Origin of the sequence: Haliscomenobacter sp., from assembly GCF_965225875.1 — a bacterium.
Taxonomy (GTDB): Bacteria; Bacteroidota; Bacteroidia; order Chitinophagales; family Saprospiraceae; genus Haliscomenobacter.
This window is the reverse complement of sequence record NZ_CBDDBS010000002.1, coordinates 4,064,822-4,080,555: the sequence shown is the minus strand read 5'-3', so window position 1 is coordinate 4,080,555 and position 15,734 is coordinate 4,064,822. Positions and strand designations below refer to the sequence as shown.

Genomic DNA, 15,734 nt, shown 5'->3' with positions numbered 1-15,734 from the left:
TTTAAAAATAATTTTCTGCTACATCTTCCAACAAACCAATCTGCTCCGGCTGCCAGCCCAGTAGTTCCTGAGTTTTCAAACCAGAGGCAGGGCTGTCAAACCCGATGAATCTGCTCATCCATTCAAAATGCTTTGCCACCTCTTCACCTTCAACTGCTTTTACTGGCAAGTTAAATTTTTCCGAAATTAATTCAGCGATGGTTTTTACAGGAACACCCCCATCACCAATGGCATTGTACAAGGCTCCTTTTTCGGCTTTCTCCAAAGCCAGCCGATACAACCTGGCAGCATCCAAACGATGAACGGCAGGCCAACGGTTACTACCAGTGCCGGGATAGGCGGATACTCCTTTTGTTCTGGCCAGCTGGATGATGAATGGAACAAAACCCTGGTCACCTTTGTCGTGTACGGAGGGCGGCAAACGAACCACGGAGGCCTTTATTCCCTTCTCAGCAAGAGCCATTGCAACGGCTTCCGATCCTCGGGGCATACCTGGGGAAAGGCTTTCCTCTGTAACAACTCCATTTATCAGCGGCAATCCCAGGATTCCGGCGGTCACCACGAGTGGCTTATCTGTTCCTGCCAAGGCCTCGCCCAGGGCATTGATGGCCGTTTTGTCTACCTCGGCGGCTTTGGCGTATTCATTAAAATTGTGAATGAATGCCGTGTGAATAACCCCATCAGCCGCTGAGGCACCTTGTTTGAGTACATCCAGATCTTCCAGGCTGCCCAGCAGCACTTCAGCTCCTGCCTGACGAATGGCTTCGGCCGAAGCTTCCGAACGCGCCAAACCTGTTACTTCATGCCCTGCTTTGATCAACTCCTGCACCACGGCTGAACCAATAAAACCCGATGCACCGGTTACAAATACTTTCATTGTTAGATTATTTTGTTGGCACAAAGTTCTTAAGGTTTTAAGCAGGGGGCGTGTCCAAATCGATGTTTCCTGTAGCCAAAACCATCCTCAGCAAAAGGAGTAACAGTTCATACTACTGGACTTTTGTTTTTTAGACATCGCTCTGAATGATGTGTACTGCTGGAAGTTTCTGTTTGGTTTCCTGCAATTTCTGAGCATTTCTGCCCGTGATGATTACCGTGTTGCCAAGTGCGATCAATTTGGATGCAAACTCAAAGCCAAAGCCGCTCGTTCCGCCCGTGATCAAAATGGTGTTGTTTTCTAAATGCATGGTCGTTGAATTTTGTTGCTGCAAAGTTCAACTGCAATCAGAAAACCCGCGTAGCCGAAAGTCGGAAGCTTGTAGTCAAAAGGGAAGATGTGGTTGCTGTGGCGGCCTAATTTGTTCGGACCAAATGGAACTGGTAATTATCGGCTACTCTCCAACCAGGCTGCTTCCGGCTGAAATTGCTCCTTCAAACCATCCTTGAGTTTTATTTTTTTGATAAATGAAAACCAGCGGATGGTATCCTGCATGGTTTCTTCCATAGTGTAAAGTTTGTAATCGAAATCTTTCAAGGTTTTGGAATTGTCATATTGCGCATAGCGGTGACTCAATTCCCGGGCAACCCCTGCGGTAAATAGTGGGTCCCATCCGGTTAATTTTGCCACCAGCTCCATCATCATGGCTGAGGAAATATTGACGAAGCGTGGAAAAGGAAGATGGGGTACCAGTTTACCAGATAAAGCTTGTACCAATTTACCAACGTCCTGCATTTTTATTCCGGTATTACTGAGGATGTACCTTTGACCGATGTACCCTTTTTCTACTGCTAAAGCATAAATTTCTCCGGCATCACGGGCATCTATAAAGGAGAACACGCCTTTAACGGTTAGGCCCCGGCCCCTCAACATATCAAGAATTTGCCTGCTGGTGGGGGTGATATTGTAGTCGTATCTCCCCAATATCCCGCTTGGGCAAAATACCAGCATGGGAATATTGTATTTGCTCGAAAGCTCCCATGCCAATTCCTCGGCTTTGGTTTTGGCAAGGTAGTAGGGAACCATTTCACTTTTGTTCCAGTCTTTTTCGCTCAGAAACTGCTCTGGACTGGTGGATACCCCTACCGCAGTAGTCGAACTGGTATAAATGACCTTTTCGATTCCTGCATTTGTTGCTGCTGAAAACAGGTTTCTGGTTCCCTCAATGGCCGGTTCCATAATTTCAGCAACAGTTTTGCCCCAAAGTTTATACACTGCCGCATGGTGAATAATGATGTCGCAACCTTTTACAGCTTCCTTGAGTGCAGCTACATCCTGAATGTCGCCATATTTATAGGCCAGGGGGAGGCCTTTCAGGCCGCTTAGGTTGGAGGTTTTTCGGACAAAAGCTGTTACGTTATGCCCCTTGTTTAATAGCGCCCGAACGGTGTTTACACCTAAATGGCCATTGGCCCCGGTTACCAGGATGTTTTTGCCCATTGGATTTGATTTGAGGAGGTTGCAAATTAAATATCCAGGTTTGGGATAGGACTTAAGCTTGGCGTTGCTGTCAGCAATTAAAGATAAAATAAATTTACCAAAATTGCTATAAAATGCTTATAATCAGGGTAAATTGACCGAAATTTTAGTTTGTTTTGAACATTTTTATCTTTAAAGTTCCACCAATCTTCACCAGAAAATTTCTTGCAATGCCACACTCCATCCAAAAAGCATTCCTGTCCATTTTTTTCTGGTCAATGTTTCCAGGTCTCTTTTTTATTCAATCTTTTTCAACATCGGCACATGCAACTTCTCCTTCGGACAAGCCAAATATAATCATTTTCCTGGTTGACGATCTTGGCTATGGAGACCTGGGGTGTTACGGCAATCCAATTATCAAGACCCCAAATATAGATCGCTTTGCCACCGAGGGCGTTCGTTTAACCGATTGTCATTCAGCTGCGACCGTTTGTTCTCCTTCCAGGGCGGCTCTGTTGACGGGGCGAAATCCGTATAGAAGTGGTTTTTATGACATCCTGGGAAGTTTTAACTGTTATTTGCAGGGGCGGGAAATCACCTTACCCGAACTGCTCAAACCCGTAGGATACTCAACCTGCTTTATGGGTAAATGGCATTTGTCCCAAATCAACACCAGCGGAAAAGCCAACAGCCAAAACAGTCAACCCTCCCCTGGTGAGCAAGGATTTGATCATTGGTTGGCCACTTCACTCAATGCGTTTGAAGGCCCCAGAAATGTCAAGAAATTGGTAAGAAATGGCGTTCCACTTGGCGCAGTAAGCGGCTCTTATTGTGATATAATTGTTAAAGAAGCTTGCGATTGGATCGGCCTTCAGAAAAAAGACCAGCCTTTTTTTCTGGAAATTTGCCCCCATGAACCCCATACCCCGATTGATCCGCCGGAGGAATACAGCGCCCCCTACCGGAACGCAGCAGTGGATTCCTTGGAGAAAACCATCAAATATGGCGGGGTGCCAAGACCTACTGGCATAACAAAACACAAAGACAAATATTACGGCACGGTAACCCAACTCGATCATGCCTTTGGCCAATTAATGAAATTCCTGGATGCCAATGGATTAAGCGACAACACCCTGGTGATTTTCACCAGTGACAATGGCCCTGAATCGCCCGTAAATTTTGATGAATCGAGAGGCCTGTGGAAGGATACCATCAGAGACCAATGTTTCGGAACGCCAGGCTTGTTGCGGGGCATGAAAAGGTTTACTTACGAAGGTGGTCATCGGGTGCCCGGTATTGTACGTTGGCCAGGTAAAATTCCGGCGGGCATTGTGAGCGACAAACTGGTGAATGGAACCGACTTTTTTTCAACGATCTGTGCTATTGCAGGCATCAAACAACCTGATGATCGGGCTATTGATGGTAAAAATATTTGGCCAACCTTATTGAATCGGCATCAAGACAAAAACAGGTCGGTAATCTGGCCCCTCCAGTTGAATGAGGATATGTATCCAAAAATGCCGGATATGTCCATGCGGTATCGGGAGTATACCCTAATTGGCCGGATGCCGCCTAAAACCGATTCAGTAAGCCTGCTAAACTGGATGTATCAGTCCCAGCCGGAAAAATTTGAATTGTACAACATCGCAAAAGACCCGGGGCAGCAGTTTGACATTGCCGATCAGCATCCCCGGCTTTTAAAAAAGCTGATCCCCATTATGACGAAAATGTGGATCAATATTCGGGATGAGGGAAAAATGAATGCTGCGGCATTTAAAGCTCAAAAATGAAAATCCTTTTGCTCCTCATCAATCAAATTTGCCTGAGCGGGCAAGGGAAAGGAAATGACCAGCCAAATGAGTTCAGTCAAAATGGGTTTATATGAGTTCATACCACCCGACAGTTTTATTCCTCCAACACCATCACCCAGCCTCCTCCCGGCGCCAGTTTAATTGGCAAGGTGTCCCCAGCCTTCACCTTCCTCTCCAATTCCCGCAACACGTAATCCGATCCAAAGCGGTGTGCATTCACCCCATCCGCACAAATGGTAGCCCGATAGGTTTTCCCCTGGGGCAAAAAATCCAGTTTGACTGTAGTTTCATAAGGCGTCCAATCATTGATGGCTGCCAGGTACCAACGATTGCCGTGGCGACGGGCCAGGACCAAATGATCGCCCAATTGAGCCTGCAAAACCCGGGTTTCGTGCCAGGTAGTCGGGAAGCTGCCCAACAGTTCCATGTATTCTGGTTCCAGCCAGGCTGACGAGGGGTTGCCGCTGAACATTTGCAGGGGGCTTTCGTACACCAAAAACAGCGCCAGCTGATGCGCCCGAGTGCCCTGAGTCATTACTTTTTCGGCAATGGGTCGAAAGGTCTTTTTGGACGCATTGTCCAGGCCTCCCGGCTCATAGTCCATGGGCCCACTCGGCTGGCGGATAAAGGGCAAGAGCAGGTCGTGATCGGGCGTCACAGTTTCGCTCCAGATGTTGAACTCTGAGCCCAGCACCCCCTCACGGGTGATCAGGTGCGGATAAGTGCGTTGCATGCCCGCAGGTTTGTAAGCCCCATGAAACATCACCATGATCTTGTACCTGGCCGTTGCTTCCGCAATGCGTTCATAAAAATTGACCATAAACTGATCGTCGCGATCCATAAAATCGGTCATGATGCAACGTACCCCCCAGCGCTGAAACTGCCGCATGGCACTGTCCAGTTGCCGATCCAGGGTCATGGAAAGGGTCCACAGGATCAGGCTTACGTTTTTTTTGCGGGCGTAATCAGCAATGGTATCCAGGTTCATTCCCGGGCTGATCTTGAACAGGTCTTTGACGTCGCTCCAACCCGCGTCGAGCATCACATATTCCAGGCCAAAACGGGCGGCAAAATCGATGTAGTACTTGTACGTATTTGTATTGATGCCCGCTTCAAAAGGCACATTGTACAAATTGCTACCAATGATCCACTCCTCGGTGCTGGTGCCAGGCCGAATCCAATCCGTATCCACGAGCCGATTGGGGCTGGCCAAACGGTACACCAAGTCGCTTTGCACCAGATCGGCATCATTGGGCGCCACCACAAGTACCCGCCAGGGGTAAGTTCGGGTACCCGCACAACGCGCGATCCAGTTTTCGCGCTCCGTCACGATCTGCTGCGGGAATTCTCCTTCCGTAACCTTGATTGTTGCAGGGTAAGGGGCAAATACGCCGCGCAAACTGTTTCCGCTGCCTTTTTGTAAAAACATGCCCGGATAACCCAAGAGGTCCGATTCGGTCAGCAGGATTTTGGGCCCAGTTTGAGGCATGAGCAGCACTGGCGAAAAAGCCAAATCTGCCTTCGGCATGGTATCGAGCCGCACAAATTTGTATGGCGCTTCAAAACTGGTATGGTAAATGTCGGCATCGCTGCGTGGCCATACACTGGGGTAATACAGGGTGCTGGAGCCTGGTACCCGCACTTCGGCCACCTCGTTTTGAATGGTAATGCTGTCTTTAAAGCGGGTGGCAAAACGGTAAGCCAGGCCATCGTTGTACACCCGAAAGTGGAGACTGTAATTGCCCTGAAAATCCAGACTAAGTTCCTCGTACTGCTCGGGAATCAGGGCGCGTTTTTCGGGCACGATTGGGCGAATGGTATCCCGTACGCTGCGGCGGGTTTCTTTTTGCAATTTGGCCCGAATCCCCAATTGCTGGCCATTGAGCAATTGTAAACTAAGGGTGCAAGAGTCCAGAATACTGCGCTGCTGGTATTTTACCTGGTAGTGCAGGGTGGAACCTATCCCAATTTCCAGTTCGAGCTGGCCGTTGGGTGAGCTGAGGCGGAAACTCTGGCCATGGACTTGAACCCCTAGAAATAGGATAATGTAGAGTAGGTAAAGGCGCATAATTGAGTTATTGCCTTAGGTGTATCATCAGTGCCTTAAGTTACTTAGGTGGTGAAATAATGTCTTCTTCTTCACCACCTAAGTAACCTAGGACACCGAAGAACCACCTTAGTAGGTTATCGAACTTCATTCCCAGGACCTCACTTCAATCAACCTACTGATCGCCCAACTGATGAAAAACGCGATAATGAAGGAAGAAACAAACGGTATCCAGAAATAAATGCGGAAGTACTCCAGCAGCAATTGTAGTGGGAAGTAAAAAACCGCATTACCCGTGGTGCGTGCCCAGGCCACCGAGATGATTGATTGCCCGTCTTCGCGCAACAACAGCGTAGTAGCAATCAATACCAGACTCAACAATAGAGAGGTGCTCCACACTTCGCTCACCCACTCGCGCATCAGCGCCAGGACGACAATTACCAAACCCAGGGTAAGCGGCGCGGTCAGGCGGATCATTTTGTAAATCAAGGTGATGCCCTCAGCATCCAAACTAAAATCGCCTTGCAACACCGTAGACAAGATACCCGGCAAGGAAAATGAGGTGAGTGTCGTGATGACAAACACGGCAAGCCCCCCAGCCGTACTAATGTCTTTTAAGGCTTGTTTGAGGCTGTGTTTTTTCTTTTCCGGTTCTGCGGCAGGATTGGTGGTTTTTTCGCTGGCCTCCATTGGTTTTTTGTGTAAATATAGGGGGTTTAGGGAAAAAATCAACACCTATTTGGAACACCCGGATTGGCCCAAGGGCACAACCTGGACTGAACCGTCCAGTGGCAAAAGCAACACATTCGAATTGCCACCATCCTACCCGACTTTTTACTCGGAGGGCTTGAATAGCCGCTGGTTGCTAAAGCCCGATGTCCTTGACTTTAGCATTTTTGGATTATTGGCTCACACCACACCATTCACCTCAAACACATCCAAAAACACCAATCTTTCCCCCATCGTCACACTTTTATTCTCCACCCCTGGCGCAAAACCACTCTCCCGTACCGGATCATTCGCCACCAATTCATACTCCTCCACAATCACCCGGAAGGGCTTACTTTTGTACTCATCAGGAATCTCTACACCAGTGTTGAAGGCCATTTGCCCATCCACGATGAAATTCCGATCGATGTCAAACTCCTTCACCCACAGGGTCGTCGTTTCCCGCAAGATGCTGATGAAGGCCTCGTCCGTTTTCGGAATCGTTGGCGTTTCCACCGCAATGCGGATGCGCGAGCGGATCATCGGGTTTTTATTGCCCGTATCCAGTAGCGGCATGGAGATCGCTACCGGAACTGGGCCAGCTACCCCAATGGAAAACTTATTTTTTGCCGCAGGCCCACCCGAATAGTTCAACACCACCGTACGCGGCGCTGGCAACTGGATCCAATCCGTATGCACCACCCCACTCAGGCAACAATCCTTGTTGTCGATGCGTAGCGAGTTCTTTTGGTAACGGGTCAGGGCCAGTTTGACAAAAGGGAAATAGGCTTTACCCGTAGCGATTGGCACGTTGGCGTAGTACAACTGCCGCTCTTCGTCGAACAAGGGTTGGTAGGCCGCCGTAGCTACCCGCACCGTTTCCACTTCCGCCAAAGTCAGCGACTTTTCATACGCCGCTGCCAGGGGGAAAGTGTTCAAATCCGGCGTCGGAAATTGCTGGTTGTTCAAACCATTGGCCACATAAATCGGATCCTGCCCCCAGAGCGTCGCGTAGGGCTCGTACCCAGCATTGTTGTTGGGCGCCAGCACAACGCCCAGCATTTCCTCCTCCCCACTGCTGAACCAGGGCCGCTTGAGGTACACCTGCACATTGGCCGTGCGGATATGGGTTTCACTTTTGCCCGGACTGCTGGATTTCAGCCAGTTGAAGCTCGGGATCACGTATTCTACCAGTGGAACCGCCGGGCGTGCCGTGCTCAAAATGCTTACTTCCTGCGTAACGCCCCCTTTGGTGACCAGCGGAAAATCCTTCTTTTGTTGAGCCAGGACGGTAAAATATTCCCGATAGCGCGTAGTCGCAATGGTTGTGTAGCGAACCTTGCGGTGTTTGGTATCCTGAAAAGCCTGGATCACCTGGCGGCCATTTTGCCCGCTGCCCCAATCCGAGGTATCGTCGTTGTAGCCAATCAGCAGGGATTGTACATCGGCACTGCTGGGCTTGATGTTGGCTTTGACTTCTGAAAGGTCATCTACGTATTCATTCCAGCCTGCGATCAAGGCCACCTTTTCGGTGCTGGCAGCATTCGTTTTGAGTTGAAAGCGCAGGGCGGCGGTGGTGTCGCCGTATTTGCGTACAGCTTCAATTTCTACAGTGCCCTTTTTTACAATACTCGGTGCGGTCAAAGGTTGTTGCAGCGCATGCACCAGCGTAATCCGCCGCCAGGGCGAGACCATCCAGTGCAGGCTTTTTAGCGCAAAATCACGGGCCGGTGCAGCGGGATTGCCGTCGTTGAGCATGGCGAACACCCCCGAAAGGCCCTGCAAATCCGCAGGTCGCCAAAAGCTGGCATAGCGGAGCACGGCCATTTCACCCTTGGGCAAATACACCGTGAGGATGCGGCGCTCATCGTCCCATACCGGCGCTTTGATGGCGTTGCCCGTGTTTTCTTCCAGGCGGATACGCAGGGATTTGGGCGTTTGCCATTGCTCGTAAGTCAGTGCGGGCAAGGTGGCAGGATCACTGATTTCGCCTTTTTGGTAAAAACTGAAAAAATGTGGTTTGCCCCGCGTCCAGCTGTCGGTCAGGTTGCGGCGCGGCGATTCTGGGTCGAGGCAAAATACGATGCCCATCGCCATCGGGTCGGCGATGTACTCCAGCTCCAGATTGCTGGCTTCCCGCTCTTTCAGGGCGATGAAACTGCGCGAAACTTTGGTAAAATCACTGGGGTTATTGAATTCCTGGTCTTTTTTGTCGATCCAGTTCCATACATCCTGACGCCGGCTGGGTTCACTCATGGGTTTGTCAAACAGACCGTGCTGTTCAACCAACAATTGGGCTGCCCGGGGCGCCTTGATGTGCCGCTCGGAGTAGGGCGGATAAGCTCCCGGGAGTTCCTTTGTGATGAGGTTGTTGCGCTCGTAATCCACGGCACTGACATTGCCGTTGCTGCGCACCACCATCCGCTCCATCGATTCCCCATCGCGTTGTTCGTTGCCCAGAACTAGTGCCGGGGTGGGTAGCGAGTCGAAGCGTTGGTAAGTGATTTCAGGACTGATGGTAAGGCCAGGGTTCTCCGGGGTTTGCTCGTGGCTGAGGCTGTTGCCTGCGAGGTCCACGGTGCGGATTTTGATGCGGTATTTGTTGCCAAAACGCAGCTTGGGCAAGGTGCCTTTGACCAAATTGCTTTTGATTTGCAGACGGAAATTTTTAAAATCTTTGGGCAAAAGATACTTGTCCTTGGTGGAATCGTCTACCTCACTGGTTCCGGGGCGAGGGTTGTTCAAGGCTTTGCCGGGGCGGGGTACCGAGAGGCTCCAACCCTCCCAGCGCGCCAGCACTTCACCTACACGCAACTGGGTTTTGTCTTGCGTATCCTGGGTGACCGACAACTGGATAAAACCTTCGTCCTCCACATTGTCTTTCAAACGGATGTTTTTGCCCTCGGGGTCGAGCACGTATTCGTCGAGGCGGCGGTGCAGGGAGTACCATTTTCCGCCCGCCTGAATGTCCATGCGGTAGCCTTGCACCAGGTCGTCGGCATAAAGCAGATTGGTGGGCACAGCAGGCAGGACGAACACCGTTTTATCGGCTTTAAACTCTTTGGTTTCGGGCGCAGTTTTCAAAAATTTTTCGCTAAAGGCATAAGCATTGACCCATTTTTTGTTGAGTTGGGCGGCCAGTCCATTGCGCACTACGGCCAGTCCAGCGCTGCGCAGGGCTGGTAACCCCGCTTCGCGCGGCTTTTCATTTTCGTAGTCGAGCAGGTTTTGCGGACTTATTTTGACCGATCCACTGTAGTTGTTGCCGTTGTAAAAGTTCAGCGCCTGCTTGCCCTTGAGTTGCATGAGGTTGTCCATTTGTTGGGCCAGTTTCAGGGCTGCGCCGTTGGCGTCGATTTGTACAATGGCAAAATCGGCGCTGTTGATTTTGAGGCAACCCTTATCAATACTGCTTTCGGGGCGGGATTGGGCGTAAAAACCAGCGGGAGTCAATTGATAAGCCGTTGCAGGACAGGAAATTTTGGTGTCGGAGTTGAAGTTCATCCTTTCGGGCGCCACGCGTACAAAACCCGTACTGGGTATATCTTTCAACGCTTTTTCCGGCACCACCAAATCGATCACCAGCCCAAAGCGCCGCAACAAATCGGGATGGGAGGATAAAACCGCCAGGATGTCGTGGTATTCAAAATCGGGTCTTCTGATTTCCGGCAGTTGTCCCCTGATGTTTTTTTTGTTGCTGGCATCGTTAAAAATGCGGACTTGGGCAAAATCGGTTTGGGGATTGGGGGTAGGCGAAAAAGGCATGGCTTTGTACACCGACAATTGCCTTTTGATGCGCGATTGCCCGGTGGGGCGGTATTGGACAAAATCGGCTTCGCTGTACGGAGGGCGCTTTTTTTGAAAATCCATCACCAGTTCGTACTCGCTGATGTCGCTTAGTTCTTTGACTTCGCTGCTCAGGAAGTTTTCATCGGGCAGAGTTTGTACTTTTTGGTTACCCACCTTTTTGTAGAGGTCTTGAACAAAACTCGCGATGTGTTTTTCTGGAAAAGAATTGAGGGTGAGTTTACCCAGGTCTTCAGGCTGGTAGGAACGGACTTTTATCCCCGAATTGAACAATTGCTCGTAGTTGTCGCGATCGAGTTTTACCTCCAGATCGACCTTGTATTGTTTGTCATCGTTGAAATATAGGGTAAAACGCCCTTGCTCCATCAGGCGGGGCCATTTGAGGAGGTCGGGGAAACTTTGCAGGGTTGTCTCCGTCGTCGAGCTCAATTGAATACTGACGTGAGCGGAGATCATCATTTGCCCGGTTTTGGGGTTTTTCCAGGGCAGGGCGGTGAAAATGAATTGCTGAGGCATATGAAGAGTGATGAAGAGTTAAAGAAAATTAGTTGAGGAGTTGAGGAGTTGAGAAGTTTGGGCTACCGCAGCGATTTTGACAATGTCCTTGTCCAAGTCGCTCGCGGTAGCCTAAACTTCTCAACCCTCAACTTCTCAACTTCATCCAAACGCATCCCAGTAGTTATTCCAGTCATCCTTGCTAACCATCATGCCGAAGGTGGGGTCAGCCCCCGATCCAGCGAATTCGCGGCGGGTGGTCAAGGAGACGGTTTTGGAGAAGAACAGGACTTCCACTTTTACCATCAAAATTGCTTCACCCCAGGCTTTGCCCGTGCTGACATTGTATTCGAGACCCAGATAGAACATCACCGAGACCGTGATCAAACCCAGCACGCTCAAAGCTCCATTGATGCGCACATAACCCGTAAGACTGGTGACGGAGTTGCCATTGTCGATGGTCATTTTGAAATAAATGCCCGCCATGACCGATACGGCACCACTGGCTACGCCCAGGTTGAGGGCCACGGCAGCACCAAATTCCAGGGCAGCTTCCAGGGAGCGCAGGCCTTTTAAGTCTAGCTCCAGCCCAAAAAATCCACCACCACCCAAAGCCGAAACCGTGAGGGTAAAGGGCTGGTGTCGTTCACAAAAATTGAAACGCAGACTCATCGGTGAACCTGTAAAAGGCAAATTCACCATGGCACCCAGGCTGATGTTGCGCAACATAAAAGCGCCCAGCGAAAGGTCGGGCACGGCGAGGGTATACCCGGTTTTTACCCCGCCACTCGTCACGTCCAGGAAGGGTGGATCGCTGAAACCATCAGCAGGAATGAGGTTTTTCAGGTCGTTGAGGAAAGAAAGTGGCCCCAGGAAACTCATGGGTTCCGCTTGCATGTCCACACTGATGTCGGTTTTGGCCTGGCTATTGACCGAAAAACCGACCTTTTTAAAATTGACCTGAATGATGCCCGCAAGCAAGACATTGAAATTGTTGATTGAAGAGCTGGTAGTAAAAGTAGGCGCAGCCCCATTGCGCGGGCGGCTGATGGCCGTATTGATTTTGATGGTTTCGGTCGGCGTGTTTGATTTTAAGGTAAGCAAACCACCTGCGAGTTTGTATTCTGGCTCGGTTTCGCCATTCCAAAGCATTTGGGTCACCACCTTGTCGGGCAATTCCACGTTTTTAAACACGGGCATTTTGGCCGCGTATTTGCTCATTTTGTCCTGCAAGGCGGCGCTTTCGGCGCTCAGGGCATTTTTGGCCGTTTCCAATGCTGCCCCGCCACTTTCCTTGGCCTGTTCCAGTTTCGCTCGTGCATCTTCAACTTTGCTGACGGCAGTTTTGATGTCGGACACATAGCCTTCTACATTCAGATTCATTTTTTTCATCAAGCCAGAGAGGGGCACTACCCCAAACAACTTGGCTTCGGCTTGCCCGTTTGGCTTAAAAAAATTGGCTGGGTTAAAATTCAGGTTTTGGATTTCGTTCAAATCACCACCTACCGCGCCCTGAATTTTGGACAAACCCGTGAGTTGAAAATTGGGCACCAAGGCGCCTCCGGCTTTGTCGGCATTCCCGGCAAAATCCAGGTTGATCGAGCTGTTGGCTTTGGCAAATACCTGGCCTTTGTTGCTTTCCTGGGTATCGTCCACCAGTTGCACCGTTACGGTCTCTTTTTTACCCGTAAGGGATTCGTAAGCGGGCTCGTGCAGGTCAATACTGCTGATCTTGGGGTAAAAACCCGTGGGGCTACTTTCCAGATACTGCACGCCAAACTGGATCTGGTCTACTTCAAAACTGGTATCTCCCGGTACCAGGCTACTGGCAATGGCCATTTTTTGACCTCGAATCCCAGCCCGGGTACTTGGCTGCACGCCCTGACTTTGTATAAAAGCATAGGCGTTGTATTGCTGGAGGAGTTTGTCGAGGGTGCTTTTATTGGCTTTGCCAACCACGTTGGTCCCTACAAATACCAGGGGGAGTTCAAAATCGATCTCCCGCCCTTCCGGGTCCACTCCACTCATTTTGAAAGGAAAGCCTTTGCCGCCGACTGCAATCGCAAAGTTGGACTTGTCGGCCGTTACTGATTTTTCAAAGGCCTTGACGGGCTGATCCATATTCGGCGTGATCAGGGTATGGATGCGAATCTGGCGGAAAGGGAAGGCCATAAAGGTATCGCCCGGGTATTTTTTCTCTGCCTCGGAAATGATCACAAACTCGCGGGTGCGGTTGAGCGCAAAGCCGGAATCCGTTTTCCTTTCTGTAATTTTCACATAAGCGGCGCGGTGTCCAAAAGGCAATACATAGCCTTCCTTGACTACCTCCACGTAGTGATCGCGGCCCATGGTAGCCAAGTGCGACCATTTGATCAGGTTAAGCGCAGCGTAGGAGGGCGGGGTGAAATTGCTGTCGAGCCAGCCGCCCAGCGCACTCAACATCAGTCGATTGACTTCAATGGATTGTGGCGTATAATTGGGGATATTCCAATTGCTGCTTTTGTGCACAATCTGGTGGCGATCGTCGTTCGAGAGGGCAGTTTTAAAATTGGGGTCAGCACTCGGCAATTTGCTGTAATCTTCATTGATGCCATAGGCCCAGATGGCGCGCAGAGTCAGGATTTTTCGCGCAGCCTCACTTTCGTCGATGCCTTTGGCGGTACGCATACCCAGGCGGGTATGCCACATTTCGTACACTTCAAACTGGGTGGGTTTGCCCTTGTTGGCATTGACAAATTCGGCAAAGAGGCGCAGTTTGTGGTCGTGGGCAAAACCTGCAAACTGGTTTGGCGACAAAATGACCCGCCAGGGCAATTCGATGGCGGTTTCATTTTGATCGGGCTCCCCCATCCGAATGGAACGGGGATTGACACTGCTGGGGGTATTTTTGAAGGTTTCTTTGATCAAATCTTCCAATTGCTCTTCGCTGGCCAGGCGGTAGGTTTCATTCTGCCGCTGGGTGCGCAGTTTGGCGGAGCTCAGATTTTGGCTTTGCTGGTAATTGCTCAATACCTTGTTGGCTCGAGTGTTCAGGGTGAGGTTGTTGGCGTTGAGGTTGGCATTGGGGCGGACTTGCCCGGTATTGAAGTGAGCTCCAGAGAGGATGAACTTGTTGGCTGCCAAAGCCCGGCCATTCACCACCAACTCGTACTTGCTCCAGTCGAGTATTTTTTCTGCGGTTAGCGAAATGGTAGTAATATTGGCGGGGATTTTGAAGACCAGGCGGCTGGGGCCAGATAAAAAGGCCGCGGCAGGGTATTGTCTGGTTTCAAGTTGATCGAAAGCCTGCTCGGCAATACTTTGTGGTTGGAAAAAGACGGCCAAAAAAGCATCACCCCCGCTGCGTTCCAACTGGTTGCCAGTGCCTTTTTTAAAATTGAGGAAAGACATTTTCAGGTGCAGCAAATCCTGCGGTCGGAAGATGCTGAGGTTGACCTGCCCATCGATTGGCGGGAGGTCATCTTCAGAAAAAAACAGGGCCGTGCTCGGGTCAGCCAACAAGGAACTTACCGGTAAGCTCACCCCGATTAATGCTAACCAGCTCAAAAAAGCGCGGCGGGAAGCCAAAGGGAGTTCATCCCCGACCTCGGGTTCGGTGTTTGGGACCATGGAGTTCATGCCAAATTGGTTTCCAATGGGTTGATGGAAAAGGGGGAGGGACAAACAAATATAATCAAGGGTTTTGAAAAAGCATAAATTCAGTGCTTTTAATTATTGCAGTCCCAGCCACTTAGCCCAACAACAGCCTGGAATTCCCTTATTTTATCAACTTCAACCCTGTGTTGTATCGCTGCGCCACATTGTCCCAATTCAAAATACTAAAGAGGTTGTCCACAAAATCGGCGCGTTTGTTGCGGTATTTCAGGTAATAGGAATGTTCCCACACATCAATCACCAACAGTGGAATGACGCCCCATTGGGTCAATTTTTCGTGGTTTTCGCATTGCAAAACTGTGAGTTTATCGGTATAGGGAAGATAGCCCAGGATGCCCCAACCATTGCCGTCCACGTCTTTGGAGGTTTTGGAAATGAGTAGTTTTAATTTGTCGTAAGAGCCAAAATCGCGTTCAATTTTTTTCAGTAACTCCCCTCCTGGCTCGGTTTTTTTATTGGTCAAATTCGTCCAAAAGATGGTGTGCAGGATGTGCGAGGATAAGTGATAAGACAATTTTTTGGTCCAATAATCCACAGTCTCCACGTTGTTTTCATCCAGGGCCTTACGGATCATTTGTAGGTCTTTGTTGGCTCCTTTTACTGCGCCGCCGTGGTGAAAGGTGTAGTGGAGGTGCACCGTTTCTTCATCCATGTAGGGTTCGAGGAAAGTTTCTTTGTAGGGCAGGGCTTGCAGGGCAAAATTGCCATCGGCATCCACCAGTTTGTCGATTCCATTTTCGCTGACATTGTTGGCAAAAACGGAATTGTTTGGCAGCAGCGAAGCCGTGCCCAGAATGGCTGTGTTTTTGAGAAAAGTACTTCGATCCACAACAGTTGATTTTAAAGAATGAAAAAT

9 protein-coding genes are annotated in these 15,734 nt (G+C 50.0%); 1 reads left to right on the top strand and 8 read right to left on the bottom strand.

Annotated features, from left to right (window positions below):
• Nucleotide 1: 1 nt before the first annotated feature.
• From ACO08K_RS18625 to ACO08K_RS18615, 3 genes are all read right to left on the bottom strand, one after another.
• Nucleotides 2-877: an SDR family oxidoreductase gene (locus ACO08K_RS18625; protein WP_421797921.1), complete on the bottom strand. Its 876-nt coding sequence runs from the start codon at nt 875-877 to the stop codon at nt 2-4.
• Between the two features lie 130 nt (nt 878-1,007).
• Complete coding sequence (locus ACO08K_RS18620; protein WP_421797920.1) at nt 1,008-1,187, bottom strand: SDR family NAD(P)-dependent oxidoreductase; 180 nt, start codon at nt 1,185-1,187, stop codon at nt 1,008-1,010.
• A gap of 137 nt (nt 1,188-1,324) precedes the next feature.
• The gene (locus ACO08K_RS18615) at nt 1,325-2,377 is read right to left on the bottom strand and encodes an NAD-dependent epimerase/dehydratase family protein (protein WP_421797919.1); all 1,053 of its coding nucleotides are present in this window, start codon (nt 2,375-2,377) and stop codon (nt 1,325-1,327) included.
• A 209-nt stretch (nt 2,378-2,586) separates the two neighbouring features.
• Between ACO08K_RS18615 and ACO08K_RS18610 the strand changes: the two genes are divergently transcribed.
• On the top strand, nt 2,587-4,146 hold the full coding sequence (locus ACO08K_RS18610; protein WP_421797918.1) for a sulfatase: 1,560 nt from the start codon (nt 2,587-2,589) through the stop codon (nt 4,144-4,146).
• 115 nt (nt 4,147-4,261) lie between these two features.
• Here ACO08K_RS18610 and ACO08K_RS18605 read toward each other — a convergent pair whose 3' ends face one another.
• From ACO08K_RS18605 to ACO08K_RS18585, 5 genes are all read right to left on the bottom strand, one after another.
• The gene (locus ACO08K_RS18605; RefSeq protein ID WP_421797917.1) at nt 4,262-6,235 is read right to left on the bottom strand and encodes a glycoside hydrolase family 97 protein; all 1,974 of its coding nucleotides are present in this window, start codon (nt 6,233-6,235) and stop codon (nt 4,262-4,264) included.
• Nucleotides 6,236-6,361: 126 nt separating this feature from the next.
• Complete coding sequence (locus tag ACO08K_RS18600) at nt 6,362-6,904, bottom strand: hypothetical protein (protein ID WP_421797916.1); 543 nt, start codon at nt 6,902-6,904, stop codon at nt 6,362-6,364.
• Between the two features lie 219 nt (nt 6,905-7,123).
• Complete coding sequence (locus ACO08K_RS18595; RefSeq protein WP_421797915.1) at nt 7,124-11,245, bottom strand: hypothetical protein; 4,122 nt, start codon at nt 11,243-11,245, stop codon at nt 7,124-7,126.
• Nucleotides 11,246-11,386: 141 nt separating this feature from the next.
• Nucleotides 11,387-14,842: a hypothetical protein gene (locus ACO08K_RS18590; RefSeq protein ID WP_421797914.1), complete on the bottom strand. Its 3,456-nt coding sequence runs from the start codon at nt 14,840-14,842 to the stop codon at nt 11,387-11,389.
• A gap of 139 nt (nt 14,843-14,981) precedes the next feature.
• A complete protein-coding gene (locus ACO08K_RS18585; protein ID WP_421797913.1) occupies nt 14,982-15,707 on the bottom strand; it encodes a superoxide dismutase in 726 nt (241 codons plus the stop codon).
• Nucleotides 15,708-15,734: the final 27 nt, after the last annotated feature.